The 14,052-nt window shown below is 73.3% G+C and carries 13 protein-coding genes; 8 read left to right on the forward strand and 5 right to left on the reverse strand.

From position 1 onward, the window contains the following. Positions 1 to 39: 39 nt before the first annotated feature. The 6 genes from LUZ64_RS22280 to LUZ64_RS22305 all read left to right on the forward strand — a co-directional run bounded on the left by LUZ64_RS22280 (position 40) and on the right by LUZ64_RS22305 (position 6,191). Positions 40 to 978: a coiled-coil domain-containing protein gene (locus LUZ64_RS22280; RefSeq protein ID WP_087926230.1), complete on the forward strand. Its 939-nt coding sequence runs from the start codon at positions 40 to 42 to the stop codon at positions 976 to 978. Between the two features lie 202 nt (positions 979 to 1,180). Then, a complete protein-coding gene (locus LUZ64_RS22285; RefSeq protein ID WP_095584730.1) occupies positions 1,181 to 2,197 on the forward strand; it encodes an ABC transporter ATP-binding protein in 1,017 nt (338 codons plus the stop codon). Positions 2,198 to 2,200: 3 nt separating this feature from the next. Further along, the gene (locus tag LUZ64_RS22290; protein ID WP_095584729.1) at positions 2,201 to 2,971 is read left to right on the forward strand and encodes an ABC transporter permease; all 771 of its coding nucleotides are present in this window, start codon (positions 2,201 to 2,203) and stop codon (positions 2,969 to 2,971) included. A 59-nt stretch (positions 2,972 to 3,030) separates the two neighbouring features. After that, entirely contained in the window at positions 3,031 to 3,951 is a 921-nt protein-coding gene (locus LUZ64_RS22295) for a hypothetical protein (protein WP_095584728.1), read from the forward strand. Positions 3,952 to 4,041: 90 nt separating this feature from the next. Beyond that, positions 4,042 to 5,280: an ABC transporter ATP-binding protein gene (locus tag LUZ64_RS22300; protein ID WP_232389942.1), complete on the forward strand. Its 1,239-nt coding sequence runs from the start codon at positions 4,042 to 4,044 to the stop codon at positions 5,278 to 5,280. After that, a complete protein-coding gene (locus LUZ64_RS22305; RefSeq protein WP_095582675.1) occupies positions 5,277 to 6,191 on the forward strand; it encodes an ABC transporter permease in 915 nt (304 codons plus the stop codon). The genes LUZ64_RS22300 and LUZ64_RS22305 overlap by 4 nt, the downstream gene beginning before the upstream one ends. Positions 6,192 to 6,227: 36 nt before the next feature. Here the strand turns inward: LUZ64_RS22305 and LUZ64_RS22310 are convergent, their stop codons facing one another. After that, positions 6,228 to 6,563 (reverse strand): Rv1322 family protein, encoded by a 336-nt coding sequence (locus LUZ64_RS22310; protein WP_095582674.1) that lies wholly within the window; start codon positions 6,561 to 6,563, stop codon positions 6,228 to 6,230. 205 nt (positions 6,564 to 6,768) lie between these two features. Here LUZ64_RS22310 and LUZ64_RS22315 point away from each other — a divergent pair, with 205 nt between their 5' ends. Further along, positions 6,769 to 7,794, forward strand: a complete 1,026-nt coding sequence (locus tag LUZ64_RS22315) for an LLM class flavin-dependent oxidoreductase (protein ID WP_095582673.1) — start codon at positions 6,769 to 6,771, stop codon at positions 7,792 to 7,794. A 134-nt stretch (positions 7,795 to 7,928) separates the two neighbouring features. Here the strand turns inward: LUZ64_RS22315 and LUZ64_RS22320 are convergent, their stop codons facing one another. Then, positions 7,929 to 8,321, reverse strand: a complete 393-nt coding sequence (locus LUZ64_RS22320; protein WP_095582672.1) for an SCO5389 family protein — start codon at positions 8,319 to 8,321, stop codon at positions 7,929 to 7,931. Between the two features lie 207 nt (positions 8,322 to 8,528). On the opposite strand from LUZ64_RS22320, the gene nucS reads away from it, so the two are divergent. Further along, positions 8,529 to 9,191 carry an endonuclease NucS gene (gene nucS, locus LUZ64_RS22325; RefSeq protein ID WP_095582671.1) on the forward strand — a complete coding sequence of 221 codons (663 nt, stop codon included), beginning with the start codon at positions 8,529 to 8,531 and terminating at the stop codon, positions 9,189 to 9,191. 290 nt (positions 9,192 to 9,481) lie between these two features. Here the strand turns inward: nucS and LUZ64_RS22330 are convergent, their stop codons facing one another. The 3 genes from LUZ64_RS22330 to LUZ64_RS22340 all read right to left on the reverse strand — a co-directional run bounded on the left by LUZ64_RS22330 (position 9,482) and on the right by LUZ64_RS22340 (position 13,943). Continuing rightward, positions 9,482 to 12,181, reverse strand: a complete 2,700-nt coding sequence (locus LUZ64_RS22330) for an ATP-binding protein (RefSeq protein ID WP_095582676.1) — start codon at positions 12,179 to 12,181, stop codon at positions 9,482 to 9,484. A gap of 453 nt (positions 12,182 to 12,634) precedes the next feature. After that, positions 12,635 to 12,958 carry an STAS domain-containing protein gene (locus LUZ64_RS22335; RefSeq protein WP_087926237.1) on the reverse strand — a complete coding sequence of 108 codons (324 nt, stop codon included), beginning with the start codon at positions 12,956 to 12,958 and terminating at the stop codon, positions 12,635 to 12,637. Between the two features lie 136 nt (positions 12,959 to 13,094). Beyond that, positions 13,095 to 13,943, reverse strand: a complete 849-nt coding sequence (locus LUZ64_RS22340) for a 3-hydroxyacyl-CoA dehydrogenase family protein (RefSeq protein ID WP_095582670.1) — start codon at positions 13,941 to 13,943, stop codon at positions 13,095 to 13,097. Positions 13,944 to 14,052 lie beyond the last annotated feature (109 nt).

A 14,052-nucleotide genomic window follows, 5' to 3' on the forward strand; every position in this document is an offset into this window, starting at 1 on the left:
CCCTCTATCACCTCACCGGTCTCTTATGACAGGAACCCCATGAGTGACACTTCCTCCCCCTTCGGCTTCGAGCTCGTGCGGCGTGGATACGACCGCGGCCAGGTGGACGACCGCATTACCAAGCTCGTCGCCGACCGTGACAGCGCACTGGCCCGAATCACCTCTCTGGAAAAGCGCATCGAGGAGCTCCACCTCGAAACGCAGAATGCTCAGGCCCAGGTCAACGACGCGGAACCGTCCTACGCGGGGCTGGGGGCCCGGGTCGAGAAGATCCTGCGGCTGGCCGAGGAAGAGGCCAAGGATCTGCGTGAGGAGGCCCGCCGCGCGGCCGAGCAGCACCGCGAGCTGGCCGAGTCGGCCGCCCAGCAGGTGCGCAACGACGCCGAGTCGTTCGCCGCCGACCGCAAGGCCAAGGCGGAGGACGAGGGCGCCCGGATCGTCGAGAAGGCGAAGGGCGACGCCGCGACCCTGCGTGCCGAGGCGCAGAAGGACGCGCAGTCCAAGCGCGAGGAGGCGGACGCCCTCTTCGAGGAGACCCGGGCCAAGGCCGCCCAGGCCGCCGCGGACTTCGAGACCAACCTGGCCAAGCGCCGTGAGCAGTCCGAGCGCGACCTGGCGTCCCGTCAGGCGAAGGCCGAGAAGCGGCTGGCGGAGATCGAGCACCGCGCCGAGCAGCTGCGCCTGGAGGCGGAGAAGCTCCGGACGGACGCCGAGCGCCGGGCCCGCCAGACGGTGGAGACCGCGCAGCGCCAGGCCGAGGACATCGTGGCCGACGCCAACGCCAAGGCGGACCGCATCCGCAGCGAGTCCGAGCGCGAGCTGGCGGCGCTGACCAACCGCCGCGACTCCATCAACGCCCAGCTGACCAACGTCCGCGAGATGCTGGCCACGCTGACCGGCGCGGCCGTGGCCGCGGCCGGTGTCCCCGGTGACGACGAGCCGATCTCCCGCGGCGTCCCGGCCCAGCAGAGCCGCTGACCCCGCGCCCGCGAGGACGAGCGGAGAGCAGCACCCACCCCCGTACACCGATGCCCCGTGTGCCGCCCGACGGCGGCGCCCGGGGCATCGGTGCGTGCCGGAGCGCACGCCGGGGGCGCGCCGGGAAGGGCCGGTCGCGGGACGCCATCCGGATGGCCCGCCACCGGTGGCGGGCGGCCGGGAGGGCCCTTACCGTGGCTGAATGATCGAGCTCCAGGGTCTGACCAAGCGCTACGGCGACAAGCTCGCCGTGGACGGCCTCACCTGCACGGTGCGGCCCGGGATCGTCACCGGCTTCCTGGGTCCCAACGGCGCGGGCAAGTCCACGACCATGCGGATGATGCTCGATCTGGACAATCCCACGGCCGGCACGGTCCTGATCGACGGCAAGCACTACCGCCAGCTGCGGGATCCGCTGCGGGCCGTGGGCGCCCTGCTGGACGCGAAGGCGATGCACGGCGGCCGGAGCGCCTACAACCACCTGCTGTGTCTGGCGCAGAGCAACGGAATCCCCGACTCCAGGGTGCGGGAAGTTTTGGACACGGTCGGCCTGACCTCGGTGGCCAGGAAGCGCTCCAAGGGCTTCTCGCTCGGTATGGGCCAGCGCCTGGGCATCGCGGGCGCCCTGCTGGGCGACCCTCGCATCCTGATGTTCGACGAGCCGGTCAACGGCCTGGATCCCGAGGGCATCCACTGGATCCGCAATCTGATGAAGAACCTGGCCGCCCAGGGGCGCACGGTCTTCGTCTCCTCGCACCTGATGAGCGAGATGGCGCTGACCGCCGACCACCTCGTGGTCATCGGCCAGGGCCGGCTGCTCGCCGACACCTCGATGGCCGACTTCATCGCGCGGAACTCCCGCTCGTACGTCCGGCTGCGCTCGCCGGAACACGAGCGGCTGCTGGATGTGCTGGCCGGCGCCGGGGTCACCCCGGTGACCACCGTGGACGGCACCCTGGAGGTCGACGGCACGGACGCCGCGCGGCTGGGCGAGCTCGCGGCGCGGCATCAGATCGTGCTGCACGAGCTGAGCCCGCAGCAGGCCTCCCTGGAGGAGGCGTTCATGCAGCTCACCGCCGGATCCGTGGAGTACCACGCGCACAGCTCGCCGGGCCCTGACCCGGCACCGGGGCGGCCGGTCCCGGCCGCCGGCCAGGGGCCGGGTGATCCTCCGCCGGGTGCCGGCTGGGGCGCCGACCGGCGCAAGAAGGGATCGTGAACGATGGCGGTGGCGGCCCAGGTACTCCGGTCGGAATGGACAAAGATCAAATCCGTGCGCTCCACGGTGTGGACGCTCGGTCTCGCGGTCGTGGTGACGGTCGCTCTCGGCGCGCTGATCAGCGCGTTGTCCAAGAATGAGTTCGAAAAACTGTCGGCGGAGGACCGGATCGATTTCGATCCGACGTTCACGAGTTTCGCGGGCACGGGGCTCGGACAGCTCGCGATGATTGTTTTTGGTGTGCTGGTGGTTTCGAACGAATACAGCACGGGAATGATCAGGACTTCGCTGGCCGCCGTTCCCCAACGGGGGACTTTCCTGTTCAGCAAGATCACCGTCGCCACGCTGCTCGCGCTGGCCGTCGGAATGATCACGAGTTTCGTCGCGTTCTTCGTCGGCCAGGCGATGCTCGGCGAACACAAGGCGTCCCTCGGTGATCCCGGCGTCCTGCGCGCCGTCATCGGCGGCGGGCTCTATATGACCCTGATCACGGTCTTCTCGATGGGCGTCGCCACGATGCTGCGCAGCCCCATGCTGTCGCTGGGCATCCTGATGCCGTTCTTCTTCCTGGTCTCCAGCATCCTGGGGAACGTCAGCGCCACCAAGAAGGTCGGCCAGTACCTCCCCGACCAGGCGGGCCACAAGGTCATGCAGGTCGTGACCGTCGACGACGACACCCCGTACGGCCCCTGGGGCGGCTTCACGATCATGGTGCTGTGGGTGGTCGCGGCACTGATCGGGGCGTACGCCCTGCTCAAGAAGCGCGACGCGTAGCCGCCCGGAGGGACCGGAGCGGGGGGACGGGCGCGTACGCCCGGGAAGGACGGGCGCCGGTGACGGACCGCAGCCTGGCAGCCCTCGGACTCGACGGCGCGCCCGCCGAGCTGCCCCTGACCTACCCCGGCCGCCCGGTCACCGAGCCCGCGCTGCTCACCGGCGACCAGCTGCTGCCGCTGTGCGCGGGCGAGGGGCTGCGGCTCGGCGACTGGCGGGTGGTCACCGACGAGGCCGGGCCGCCGGAGGCGGGCCCCCGGCTCGACACCGCCCTGGGCGCGCTCGGCCGGCCCCCGGCGGGCGGGCGCCACCCCGTGATCGCCGTCGGTTCCAACGCCTCCCCCGCCCAGCTCCACCACAAGCTCACCCGGCACGGCCTGTCCACGACCGTGCCGATGGTGCCGGTGCGGGTGCGCGGCGTCGGGGTGGGCTGCTCGGGCCACATCGGGCGGCACGGCTATGTGGCGGCGGCCCCGTACGCCGAGCCGGCCGCGGACCGCCTGCTGGTGATCAGCTGGCTGGACGCCGAGCAGCTCACGGCCGTCGACGCCACCGAGCTCAACTACCGGCGGACCCTGCTCCCCGGGGCCGACTTCCCCATGTCCATGCCGTCCGGCGAGCGGCTCGGTGGCGCGTATCTCTACGTCAGCGTGCACGGCGTCCTCACCGACCCGGCCACCGGGGCGCCGCTCCCGGGCGGCGGCGATCAGCACGCCCTGCTCAGCGGGCTGCTCGCCGCCTCGGCGGAGCTGCGCGCCCTGCTCGGCCCGGACCCGGCCAGCTGGGTCGCCCGGGCGCGGGCCGACGAGGCGGTCCGGGCGGAGGGCCGCCGGCTCCTCCGCGGCCGGTGCCCGCTGCCGGTGGCGAGCGGCCTGCCCGCGCCCGAGGAGGCCGGCGCCGCCCCGCGCCGCTACGACGAGCTGCCCCCGGCTCCCCCGCTCCGGCCACGGACCGCGCCGTCTCACCTACCGCGCGCTTAACTCTCACAAAACGGGAACCGTCAGCTTCTCGTTATCCTCCTAAGCCTTACGGGGGCACGCGCCCCGACGAAAGCTCGCGAGGGGCGGAGAATGATCGAGGCAGTCGGTCTGACGAAGCGCTACGGCGCCAAGACGGCCGTGCACAATCTGTCGTTCCAGGTACGGCCTGGTGCGGTGACCGGCTTCCTGGGCCCCAACGGGTCCGGCAAGTCCACGACGATGCGCATGATCCTTGGCCTGGACATGCCCACGTCCGGCCATGTCACCATCGGCGGCCACCCCTTCCGCAAGCTCCCCAACGCCCCCCGCCAGGTCGGCGCCCTCCTGGACGCCAAGGCCGTGCACGGCGGACGCAGCGCCCGTATGCACCTGCTCTCGCTCGCCCAGCTCGCCGGCATCCCGGCCCGCCGGGTGGACGAGGTGCTCGGCGTCGTCGGCCTCCAGGACGTCGCGAAGCGGCGCTCCAAGGGCTTCTCGCTCGGCATGGGCCAGCGTCTGGGCATCGCCGCGGCCCTGCTGGGCGACCCCCAGGTGCTGCTCTTCGACGAGCCGGTCAACGGCCTCGACCCCGAGGGCATCCTCTGGGTCCGCAATCTGATGAAGCAGCTCGCCGCCGAGGGCCGCACGGTCTTCGTCTCCTCGCACCTGATGAGCGAGATGGCGCTGACCGCCGACCACCTGGTCGTCATCGGGCGCGGCCAGCTGCTCGCCGATATGAGCGTGCAGGACTTCATCTCCGCGAACTCGGCCGACTTCGCGCGCGTCCGGACGCCCGACACCGAGCCGGAGGGCCGCGAGAAGCTCACGGCCGCGCTGGTCGAGGCGGGCGGCCAGGTGCTGTCCGAGCCGGACGGCGCCCTGCGCGTCACGGGGGTGCCGCTGCCCCGGATCAGCGATCTCGCCCACGGCGCCGACGTCCGCCTCTGGGAGCTCTCCCCGCACCAGGCCTCTCTGGAGGAGGCGTACATGCGGATGACACAGGGCGCGGTCGACTACCGCTCGACCGCCGACCAGCGGGCGCATCTCCAGCACGCCGACCCGTACGGCTACGGGCCCGGCGCCCCCGCCCCGCAGGGCTGGGCCGCCCCGGCCGGCAACCCCTACCCGGCGCTCGCGGGCGAGCAGCCCAACCCGTACGCACAGGCGATGCCGCCGCAGGCCGCGCCCCAGCAGCCGCTGGGCGCTCCGGCGCCCCAGGGCATACCCCAGGCGCCCCCGGCCCCGCCCGTGCCGCCGGCGGCCCCCGCCGCCCCTTCGACGCCTCCCCCTGGTGCCGCCCCCTCCGGCCCCGCCGACCTGACCAAGCGTGACAGCGAGGACGCCCGATGACCGCCCCCCAGCCCCCGCAGCAGCCGGCCTTCGCGCAGGCCCCGCAGCCCGGTCAGCCGGGCATGCCCCCGCAGCAGCAGTGGACCGGCCCGGCCGCGCCCTACGTCTACGTCTCGCCGATCCCGGTGCGCAAGGCGAACCTGGGCGACGCCCTCAGGTCCGAGTGGACCAAGATCAGGTCCGTCCGCTCCACGCTGTGGACGCTCGGCGTGATGCTCGTCCTCATCCTCGGCATCGGCCTGCTCGCCGCCGGCGTGGTGAGCGGCACCGACACCGAGCTCGACAGCGACGCCTCGCCGCTCGGCCTCGGCTTCTTCGGGGTGCTCCTGAGCACCATCTGCGTGATGACGCTCGGGGTGCTGACGATCTCCTCGGAGTTCGGCACGGGACTCATCCGGACGACCCTGACGGCCTGCCCCGACCGCGCCCGGGTGCTGACGGCCAAGGCGATCGTCTTCTTCCTGCTGACGTTCGTGCTCACTCTCGTCGCCACCACGCTGGTGGCCATGTTCGACTCCGCGATGCTCGCCGACCAGTGGGACGGCGAGTTCACCGGCGCCGCGTACTTCAAGGCGACGGTCGGCGTGAGCCTGTTCATCGCCACCCTGGGTCTGGTCGCCCTGGCCGTGGGCGCGCTGCTGCGCCACTCCGCCGGGGCGATCACGGTCATGCTGGGCGTCGTCCTGCTGCCGCTGGTCGTCGCGATGTTCATGTTCGGGGAGAGCCTGGAGAAGGTCCGCAAGGCCCTCTTCGAGTACTCGATCCCCAACCAGCTCGCGGTCTTCTACGGGACCGACGCCTCCGAGGCGGCCTCCGGCCCCACCGGCTGGGAGCCGCTGTGGATCGTCCTCGTCGTGGCGGCCCTCGCCCTGGGCGGCGCGTACACGTCGCTCGTCAAGCGCGACGCCTGACGGACCCCTGACGAAGGGGCGCGCGCCGCGCCCCGCTCAGTACCTCGGCGCGTTACGGGACCGCTGGAGCCGCGCGCTCCGGCGGTCCTTCGCGTTCCAGCACGCCTTGTGCCAGTGGCGCCGGTCCTCGACCCCGCCGCCGTACTGCGGCCAGGCCACCAGGTGCGGGACGCCGGGCGGGATCTCCTGGTCGCACCCGGGGCAGCGGTAGTGCTTCGCCGCCGAGCCGCCGCTGACGGTGCGCACGGCCCACTCCTCCCCCTGCCAGCTCTCCGCCCGCTCCAGTCCGTAGCGATCGCCGCCGCCGGCCTCGCGGGGGACGTCGGCTGCTCTTTCTGGACCGCCTCGCGGGCGGTTTCGGCGCGGGGACACGGGGCACCTCGGAGGTCTGGGGAGCTACGGGCCGTGACCAGGTTACGCGTGACGGTCACCGCCACGGGCGGGCGTCCTCGCGCCACCGCCCGGGACCGCTCTCCGATCATCATGAAAACTTAACGCCGGGCCGTGCCCATGGCACGTGTCAGGCGTTATTTCGGGTGGGGGGATGCCGCGTCGGTCGCTAGGAGGAGTAAGAGCGATGCGCGTTGGAGCATTCGTCCTGGCAGCGCAGTTCCCCGGGCAGGGGCACGGGGAAGCGCTGCACCGCGCCGTGCGGTCCACGGCGGTCGCCGAGGAGGCCGGGCTCGACGCGGTCTGGCTCGCCGAGCACCACTTCGTGCCGTACGGCGTCTGCCCGTCCGCCGTGACGCTGGCCGCCCTGCTGCTGGGCCGCACCCGCCGGATCCACGTGGGCACGGCGGTCAGCGTGCTGCCGACCGTGCACCCCGTCGCGCTGGGTGAGCAGACGGCGCTGCTGCACCTGGTCTCCGAAGGAAGGTTCACCCTCGGGGTGGGCCGCGGCGGCCCCTGGGTGGATCTGGAGGTCTTCGGCTCCGGTCTGGACGCCTACGAGGAGGGGTTCCCCGAATCGCTCGATCTGCTGATGCGCTGGCTGCGTGAACCCCGGGTGAGCGCCGCCGGACCGCGCTTCCGGTTCCGCGCCGTGCCGGTCGTACCGCGCCCGGACGAGCTGGAGGATCGTTCCGGCCCGCCCGTGATCGTGGCCTGCACCTCGCCCGCGAGCGTCCGGCTCGCGGCCGGGCAGGGGCTGCCGATGCTGCTCGGCATGCACAGCGGGGACGAGGAGAAGGCCGAGATGGTCGCCCTCTGGCGCAAGTGCGCGCGGGAGGCGGGGCGTTCGCCCGAGGAGATCGCGGCGGCCGGGCATGTGTCGGCCGGGGTCGTCCAGATCGCCGACCGCCGGCAGGAGGCCGCGGAGACGCTCACCAAGGCCATGCCGGGCTGGCTGCACCAGGGCCTCTCGGCCCATGTGACCGTCGACGGCAGGCTGCGGCGGATGCGCGATCCGCTGGAGTACACCCAACTCCTCTGCGAGCTGCACCCGGTGGGTCCGCCCCGGCTCTGCGCCGACCGGCTCGCGGCCACCGCCGAGCGAACGGGCATCACCCGCTTCGCCCTGCTGGCCGAGGGCTCCGGCGATCTCGCCGCCACCGAGGACAACCTCCGGCGGCTGGGCGGCGAGGTCCTGCCCCTGCTCACCTGACGCGGCCCGCCCGCGCCCCTCCGCCGGCCACCGGCACGCGCCCGCGCGCCCGCTCACGCGACGCCCCGGGGTGCCCCGGAGCTGCCGCCCGCACCGCTCACGTCGTACACGTGCGGAACGGCAGCACACCCGCCTCAGCAGTCCCTGAGTTCCGGGGACTGGTTCAGCAGCTGGCCCCGGATCGAGGTGAAGCGGGCCAGGCGGTCGTCGGCGGAGGCGTCGAGCGGGAAGACCGCCACGCGGTGGCAGTTCTGGAACGCCAGCCGCACACCGAAGTGCCGCTCCAGCGCACCGCGGATCGCGTCACTCGCCAGGGCGCGCAGCAGCTGCCCACGGGCCCGCTCATCCGGCGGAGGCGTCTGGTTGTCGGCGAACTCGCCACCGTCGATCCTGAGCCGGGCCACCAAGGAGCTGATCATTTCCCACGCGTACGGCAGGGAGGTCCGGACGCAGTCGACGAATTCCGCTTCGTCGACCTCGCCTCGCTCGGCCTGTTCAAGGAGGGCCGGTGAGACGTCGAGCGACATGAGTTCTCCTCTCGCGACCCCGCGCGCGGGGTCTCAGGGATGGGCGAGCGGACGACGACGCCCTGTGCCCGTACGACGACCGCCCGCATCAACGGTAATTCGGCCACTGCGGGGGCACCAGGAGAACGCACCAACAACCGGCCACGGCGGGCGCACGAAAAGAGGCGAATCGCGTCGAGGGGCAGGTGTCGAGTAGCGTGACTCACCATGCGTCTCGTCATTGCCCGTTGCTCCGTGGACTACGCGGGCCGGCTCACCGCCCACCTCCCCTCCGCCCCGCGACTGATCCTCGTCAAGGCGGACGGCAGCGTCTCGATCCACGCGGACGACCGGGCCTACAAACCCCTCAACTGGATGTCCCCGCCCTGCACCCTGAAGGAGGGCGACGGATCGGTCTGGACGGTTGTCAACAAGGCGGGCGAGAAGTTGATCATCACTATGGAGGAGGTGCTGCACGACTCGTCGCACGAGCTCGGGGTCGACCCCGGCCTCATCAAGGACGGCGTGGAAGCACACCTTCAGGAGCTCCTCGCGGACCGCATCGAGATCCTCGGCGAGGGCTACACCCTGATCCGCCGCGAGTACCAGACGGCCATCGGCCCGGTCGACATCCTCTGCCGCGACGCCGACGGCGCGACCGTGGCCGTGGAGCTCAAGCGCCGCGGTGACATCGACGGCGTCGAGCAGCTCACCCGCTACCTCGAGCTCCTCAACCGCGACCCGCACCTGGCACCGGTCCGCGGCGTCTTCGCCGCGCAGGAGATCAAGCCGCAGGCGCGGGTGCTGGCGACGGACCGGGGGATCGGGTGCGTGGTCCTGGACTACGACGCGATGCGCGGCATCGAGGACGACAAGCTGCGGCTGTTCTGACCGGAGGGGGCTTCCCCACCGCGCCCCTTCCCAATGTCCTCAAACGCCGGACGGGCTGGAAAATCCAGCCCGTCCGGCGTTTGAGGACACCGCGCGAAGCGCGGAAAAGGGGGCCCGGGGGCTCGCCCCCGGTTCGGGAAGGGGCGGGTAGGGGACAAAGCCCCGCGCAGCGGCCCACCCGGCCCGTACACCAGAGGCCCGTACCGCCCGCGTCGTCGAAGACACAGGCCGTACGGGCCTCCGCGCATGCTCCAGGGCCGCTCAGGCCCCCTCGGGCCCCACGGCCCCCGTCACACCACCGGTGCCGACTCCCCCTCCGCCGGCCGACCCCCCGCGGGCTGCCCCGCCGCCGACTGGCTGGCCGCCGACGAGCCGCCGCCCGACGCCGGCTGGGACGGGCTGCTGGACTCGGGCGCCGGGGACTGGGACGGTGACTGCCCGCCGCCGCTGTTGCTGGGCGAGGGCTTGTCCGACGGCTTCGAGGACCCGCCGCCCGGCGACTGCGAGGGACTGCGGGAGGCCCCGCCCGAGGAGGACGAGGACGACGGCGACGGCTCGCCACTGGCGCTCGGGGAGCCGCTCGGCGACGCGCTGCCGGAGGCGCCCGGCGACGGGCTGCCCGAGGCTCCCGGGCCGGCCGACTGGCCGGGCTTACCGGGCTTGCCCGGCACCTGGGCGTGACCGGGGCCGCCGTGGGCCGGCTGGTCGGCGTTCATGGGGTTGTCGCCGTCCTGCTGGGACGCGGAGCGGTCGGGCTTCACACCGCCGTCCGAGGAGTCGCCGTCCTGGCCGCCGGAGGTGATCCCCAGCGTCACGACGGTGCCGAGCACGGCCGCGAGCAAGGTGCCCGCGCCGGCCGCGGCGAGGTTGCGGCGGGCGCCGGCCACCATCAGCTTCCGCGCCCATGGCTGCCGCGGGGCCCGGCCGGCCGCACCGGCCGGTGCGGCGCCGGCACCCTGGCCCGGGGCACCGCTCCGGCCGAAGGCGCCGCCCTGGCCCATGGCACCCCCCTGGCCCGCGAAGGGCGCCGCGCCGCCGCCCACCACCCGGTTCACGACCGTCGTCGAGGAGGCGTCCCGGCCCGGCGGGACCAGCGCCGAGGGCGGGGTGGCCGACTCCTCGCTGCGCGCGGCCGGCACCTCCTCGCCCGCGGGCGTACGGCCGGGGACCGGCTCCCGCGGCGGTACGGGCGGGCCGGCGGGGGGCTTGGAGAGGGAGGGCGGCACGGAGCCCGGCCGGCCCGGCTCGTTCCGGGGCACGGCCATGGGCACCGCGGCGGCGCCCATCGACAGGCCGGAGCGGTCCGCGACCAGCGCGAGCGCCCGGCGGCCCGCTATGGCGCCGCGCTTGTCCGCGAGGACGCCGCGCATCCCGACGGACGCCTCCAGCTCGGCGCGGGCCCGGTCGAGGTTCCCGGTGCACAGCGCCAGGACGCCCAACTCGTGGTGGAAATACGCTTCTTCACCGACCTCGCCCGAGCGCCTGGCGGCTTCCTGGCCGTGCCGGAGGCAGCGTTCCCAGGCGCTCCAGTGCAGCGCCGCGGCGAAGGCGGGCGCCGCCGTGCGGGCCAGCAGCACGGCGGCGGCCGGGTGGCCGGCCGTGCCGTCGGCGGCCAGCACGCCCATCGTGGCGAGGATCGCGTCGGCCTCGGCCGCGGCGCGCTCGGGGGCCACCGACGGGTGGCCGGACCACCACGCGTAGTGCTGGGCGGCGGAGTGCGCGCGGTCGGCGGCCTCGGCGCCGTAGCCCTCGGCCAGCAGCGCCTCGGCGACGCCGGCGGCCAGCCGGTAGTGCGACCCGGTGGCGGTGATCAGCCCGGAGGCGAGCAGCTCGCCGACGGCGGCGTCCGCGTGAGTGTCGCCGACGAGGGCGGGCAGGTGGGCCTGGTGCGGGACCTCGCCGCCGAGCGCGACGGCGAACTCCAAGGTGGTGCGGGCGGCGTCGCCGAGCCGGGAGGCGAGCAGCGGCACCGGCGCCGTGATCTCGGCGAGGGCGGGCAGCGGCACGCCCTCGGAGCCCGGCGCGGCCTCGGCCTCGGCGGCCACGTAGGGCCGCTCGGCGAAGACGCCGAACTCGTCGACGGCGGGGTCGGCGGCCATCTCGTCCCGCTGCCGGAGCAGGGCGCCGGCCTGGACGAACCGCAGCGGGAGCCCCTCGGAGGCGAACCACAGGTCCGCCGCCCGGTCGGCCTCCTCGTCCGTGAGGGGCCGGTCCACGGCGTGCTCCAGCAGCTCCAGGCAGCCGGTGCGGTCGAGCCCGCCGAGGAACACCTCTTCGAGGTGGGAGTCCGCGGACGGCGCGGCGATCTCGGGCGTGGCCGCGAGGAGGAAGGCGCACTCGGGGGTGGCGTCGAGCAGCTCGTCGAGGGCCGCGCCGCCGAACTCCAGGTCGTCGAGGACGACGACCGCGCCGATCTCGTGGACGGCGGAGAGCAGCTCGGCTCTGTCCGGGCGGTAGCGCGGCGCGTCGTGGACGGCGGCGTACAGCTCGTACAGGAGGTCGGTGGTGGTGCGGTGGTGGCCGCTGAGGCGGACGACGCCGTCGGGCGCGAGGTCCGCGCAGTCCTCGGCGACGGCCTCCAGGAGTTTGGTGCGGCCGGAGCCGGAGGGACCGGTGAGGCGCACGGAGCGGCCGCGGGAGAGCAGCCGGGACAGCCGCTCCCGCTCCTCCTGGCGGTCCAGCAGGGGCAGCTCGGGGCCTACCTGGCGGGCGGGGGCCGGCGGGACGGAGGCCCGGTCGAGCTCGGCGCGGTCGGCGGCGCCGCGCCGGCCGGGGCGGTCGGGCCGCCGGCCGGGCAGGCAGGGCTCGATCTCGCTGCCGTCGACGGGGTTGACGGTGAGGACGTACTCGGCGGCGACGAGCTGGACGACGCGCACCGGTCCGGCGCCCGCGCCCGGGGTGTCGTGGCCCGCCGCCGGGCGCTCGGAGCCGCTGTCGGCGGGCTCCGGGCCGCGGTCGTCGAACTCGTCGGATCGGTTCGTCGGGTCCATGGTCAAAGCCCCCCAGATGCGTGGCGTGCCGTCGTGCCCTCCCGGCCTGTCCGCACTCCCTCAACCCTCGGCCGGGGTGTACCCGGCCGGCGCTTCGCGTCCGGTGCCCGCCGTGGGCGTGCTGATGCGGCCTTATGCGGCGGGAAAACCGAACCTCAGACCTTCGCACAGTATCCATGAATGCGAGGGGGCTCTGCCGCCCGGGGGACGTCACAGTCTCGTCAGGATGGGTCGACGGGTGGCACCGGCACCCCACCGGCCCCTCCCGGCACACCGTACCGGCAATCGGCGCGGGGGGTCGCGCACCGGGCGGCAAGCCCGGACCGGACCGGAATCGAAGCGGATTCGGGCCCGGATCGGACCTGTACGAGATCGGAATCAGGCCGGTTCGGGATGGTTCGGGCCCGGATCGGACCACGCGGGTCGGCCGGCACCCCGGGTCCGGCCCGGCCCTCAGACCCTCGGCAGGCACTCCGCCGCGATGCCGCCCTCGATGGCGAGGATGCGGTGCAGCCGGGTCGCGACCAGCAGCCGCTGCATCCGGTCGGGCACGCCGCGCAGGACCAGCCGGCGGCCGGTGCGCCCCGCGCGGCGGTGCGCGCCCATGATGACGCCGAGCCCCGTGGCGTCCCAGGAATCGAGCTCGGTGAGGTCGAGCACCAGGTCACCGCGGCCGGAGTCGAGGGCGGAGTGCAGCACCGTACGGGCGTCCGCCGCGCTGCGGACGTCGAGGCGCCCCCCGACGACCAGTTCGGCGTGGTCGCCCCTGATGTGCATATGCGCTCCCGGGAGTGGTGCCTGGTATGGGTGAGGTTCTAAAGAACTGACTGCCTCTCACACGACAAAGTTGCCGCCGACCGGCGAACCAATGCCTAATTCACCCCAGAGGGTGAATCAGCTGGCGGCCTTGTCGTCAGTGCTGGTAAAAGCCCTGTCCACTCTTGCGGCCGAGGTCCCCGGCGTCGACCATGCGGCGCATGATCTCCGGCGGCGCGAACTTCTCGTCCTGGCACTCCGTGTAGATGTTGCCGGTGGCGTGCAGCAGGATGTCGACACCCGTCAGGTCGGCGGTGGCCAGCGGGCCCATCGCGTGCCCGAAGCCCAGCTTGCAGGCGATGTCGATGTCCTCGGCGGTGGCCACCCCGGACTCGTAGAGCTTGGCGGCCTCGACGACGAGCGCCGAGATCAGGCGGGTGGTGACGAAGCCGGCGACGTCGCGGTTGACGACGATGCAGGTCTTGCCGACGCCCTCGGCGAACTCACGGGCCTTGGCCAGCGTTTCGTCGCTGGTCTTGTGCCCGCGGACCAGCTCGCAGAGCTGCATCATCGGGACCGGCGAGAAGAAATGGGCGCCGACGACGCGCTCCGGGCGCCGGGTGGCCGCCGCGATCTTGGTGATCGGGATGGCGGAGGTGTTGGAGGCGAGGACCGTCTCGTCCTTCACCAGGCCGTCCAGGGTGCGGAAGATGTCCCGCTTGGTGTCGATGTCCTCGAAGACGGCCTCGACGACGATGTCCGCGTCGGCGGCGGCGTCGAGGTCGGTGGTGGTGGTGATCCGGCCGAGCGCCTCCTCGGCGGCGGCGGCCTCCAGCTTCCCCTTGGAGACGAACTTGTCGTACGAGGCCTTGATGCCGTCCGTGCCGCGCTTCAGCGCCGCGTCGGTGACGTCCCGCAGGACGACGTCCCACCCGGCCTGGGCGGAGACCTGGGCGATCCCCGAGCCCATCAGTCCGGCCCCGATCACGGCGAGCTTCTTGGCCACGGCTGTCCCCTTACTCCCTGTGCACATAGCTGTTCCGAACGCACTCTCCCGGCGGACATTAGCGGTCACAGAGGCGCGGTTGGGCGGTAAGAGATGCGCGTCACGTCCC

Source organism: Streptomyces albireticuli (assembly GCF_021228125.1).
In the GTDB taxonomy this organism is placed as follows: domain Bacteria; phylum Actinomycetota; class Actinomycetes; order Streptomycetales; family Streptomycetaceae; genus Streptomyces; species Streptomyces albireticuli.

Excerpts from the sequence above, each read along its gene's own strand:
- LUZ64_RS22280 (WP_087926230.1), top strand. The coding sequence starts at position 40 with ATGAGTGACACTTCCTCCCCCTTCGGCTTCGAGCTCGTGCGGCGTGGA.
- LUZ64_RS22285 (WP_095584730.1), top strand. The coding sequence starts at position 1,181 with ATGATCGAGCTCCAGGGTCTGACCAAGCGCTACGGCGACAAGCTCGCC.
- LUZ64_RS22290 (WP_095584729.1), top strand. The coding sequence starts at position 2,201 with ATGGCGGTGGCGGCCCAGGTACTCCGGTCGGAATGGACAAAGATCAAA.
- LUZ64_RS22300 (WP_232389942.1), top strand. The coding sequence starts at position 4,042 with ATGATCGAGGCAGTCGGTCTGACGAAGCGCTACGGCGCCAAGACGGCC.
- LUZ64_RS22305 (WP_095582675.1), top strand. The coding sequence starts at position 5,277 with ATGACCGCCCCCCAGCCCCCGCAGCAGCCGGCCTTCGCGCAGGCCCCG.
- LUZ64_RS22315 (WP_095582673.1), top strand. The coding sequence starts at position 6,769 with ATGCGCGTTGGAGCATTCGTCCTGGCAGCGCAGTTCCCCGGGCAGGGG.
- LUZ64_RS22320 (WP_095582672.1), bottom strand. The coding sequence starts at position 8,321 with ATGTCGCTCGACGTCTCACCGGCCCTCCTTGAACAGGCCGAGCGAGGC.
- nucS (WP_095582671.1), top strand. The coding sequence starts at position 8,529 with ATGCGTCTCGTCATTGCCCGTTGCTCCGTGGACTACGCGGGCCGGCTC.
- LUZ64_RS22330 (WP_095582676.1), bottom strand. The coding sequence starts at position 12,181 with ATGGACCCGACGAACCGATCCGACGAGTTCGACGACCGCGGCCCGGAG.
- LUZ64_RS22335 (WP_087926237.1), bottom strand. The coding sequence starts at position 12,958 with ATGCACATCAGGGGCGACCACGCCGAACTGGTCGTCGGGGGGCGCCTC.